2 protein-coding genes are annotated in these 2,204 nt (G+C 69.7%); both read right to left on the reverse strand.

Annotation, left to right across the window (positions count from 1 at the left end; all coding sequences use genetic code 11):
- Positions 1-1,822: secretin GspD/PilQ domain-containing protein (locus C7C56_RS10205; RefSeq protein ID WP_106757320.1), on the reverse strand; the 1,822-nt coding region annotated here is incomplete at its 3' end.
- Positions 1,822-2,204: hypothetical protein (locus C7C56_RS28720; RefSeq protein WP_106757321.1), on the reverse strand; the 383-nt coding region annotated here is incomplete at its 5' end. The genes C7C56_RS10205 and C7C56_RS28720, both read right to left, overlap by 1 nt.

Here is a 2,204-nt window from a genome sequence, read left to right on the forward strand (position 1 = left end):
GCTGGGTGGACGGCACCGGCGGCGGCACGGCCGGCGCCTTGAAGCCGGCGTCGGGGCGGCGCCGGAAGCCGACGTCGGTGCCGGCGTTGAATTCGGCCGCGCCGGCCGCCGGGCGCTGGATGTTGCGGATCAGGCGCGGCGTGATCGAGAGCACGATCTCGGTCTTCTCCCTGTCGTCGCGGGCGCTGCCGAACAGGCGCCCGACCAGCGGCAGGTGGCCCAGCCCCGGGATCTTGTCGCCGCTGCTGCGCTCCTCGTTGTTGATCAGGCCCGCGAGCACCTGGTTCTCGCCGTCCTTGAGCTGCAGCATGGTGCTGGCCTGGCGGCTGCCGATCTGGTACGCCACCGTGCCCGAGGCAGTGGTGATCGAGCCGATCAGGTTGCTGACCTCGAGCGAGATCCGGATCGCGACCTCGTTGTTGAGGTAGATGGTCGGCTCCACGTTCAGCGTCAGGCCGACATCGACATAGGTGACCGACTCGGAGGCGAAGCCGCCGGCGCCGGGCGAGATGGTGGTCGTGATGTTCGGGATCTTGTCGCCGATGACGATCTTGGCCTTCTCGCGGTTGCGCACCCGGATGCGCGGGTTGGCCAGCGTGTTGGTGTCGCCGTCGCTGCTGTTGGCGCTGATTTTCGCGCTCAGCGCGGCGATGCCGATGTTCTCGCGGCCGAGGCCGCGCAACTGGTCGAGCGTGAGCGGGGTGCCCGGCGTGGCCAGCAGCGGCGCCAGCGTCAGGCTGGTCGGCCAGGCCACGCCGAGCTCGGTGATGCGGCTGCGCTTGATCTCGAGGATTTCGACCTCGAGCATGACCTCCGGCTCGGCCACGTCCTGCAGCGCCACCAGGCGCGTGGCCAGCTTGATCACCTCGGGCGTGTCGCGCACGATCACCAGGTTGAGCTTTTCGTCGACCACCACGTCGCGCGACTTGAGGATGGTGCGGATGGTGTTGCCGATGGTCTTGGCGTCGGTGTTGGCCAGGTAGAAGGTCTTGACCGTCGTCTCCTGGTATTCCTTCTGCTTGGCCAGGGTGTTCGGGTAGATCAGGACGGTGTTGTCGTCCATGACCTGCTGGGCCAGCTGGTTGGTCACCATCAGGAAGTAGACGGCCGCCTCGATCGTGCTGTTCTTGAGGAAGATCGAGGTGCGCTGGTCGGTCCTGACGTCCTTGTCGAACAAAAAATTGAGGTTCGAGCGGCGCGCCACCACCTCGAACACCTGCTTGAGCGGGGCGTCGCGGAATTCGATGCTGATCGGCTGGCGGTAGGCCGCCGCCAGCGCGCTCTCGACCGGGGCCGGGGTGAGCTTGTCGGCGGCGCGCGCCTGCAGCTGGCGCGCCTGCTCGTGGTTCGGGCGCTCGGCCAGGACCGCCGCGCTCGCGGCGCGTGCCGGCTCGTACTCGCCGCGCTCGAAGGCGGCGGTGGCCGCGTCCATCATCCGGGTGTGGCGGGCGTCGGCCTCGAGCGCGCGCAGGCCGATGTTGGCGCGCTCGTTGGCGGGGTCGAACGCGAGCACGCGCCGGTAGTCATCGAGCGCGGGCGCGGCCTGGCCGGCCGCCAGCGCGCGGTCGGCGCGCTCGAGCAGGCGGTTGGCGTTGCGGTCGCGCGCCTGAAGATAGGCGTTCTTGAAGACGGCGTTGCCGGGATCGGCCGCCATCGCCTCGCGGTACTTGAGCAGGCCGGCCTCGATCCTGTCCTGCCCGACCAGCAGCTGGCCTTCGCGGTGGGCGTTCTGTCCGGCGCAGCCGGCCAGCGCCAGCACCATCAGCGCGAGCGCGGCGCCGCGCGGCAGACGCAGCCGTTTGCCATTTTGTTCACGGGCCATCAGTCTGGAACTCCAATGTTGAGCTGTTGAACCTGGTTCAACGGCAGGTAGGTCAGGGTCATGACGGGCGGCGCGATCGCGTCGACCCGGTAGGTGCCTTCGATGACTGTCTTGGTGCGCACGATATGGGTTTGATCTCCGCGCGCGAGGAACACCTCCCAGGCGCCGTCGCCGAGCGCCTTGCCGATGTAGGCGAACGGCAGCGGCGGCGCGCTCGGCGTGGGCGCCGGCTGGGGCGCCTGCGGTGGCTGCGCCTCGGGCGGCGGCGGCGGGTTCCAGTCGCGGGTGCCGAACACCTGCCCGCCGGCGCCCATCGCCTCGCCGTCGCCGCCGATCAGGCGCGCGCGGTCGACCAGCGCCAGAATGGCCGGTTCGCCCTGGG

Source organism: Massilia glaciei, from assembly GCF_003011895.2.
In the GTDB taxonomy this organism is placed as follows: Bacteria; Pseudomonadota; Gammaproteobacteria; order Burkholderiales; family Burkholderiaceae_D; genus Telluria_A; species Telluria_A glaciei.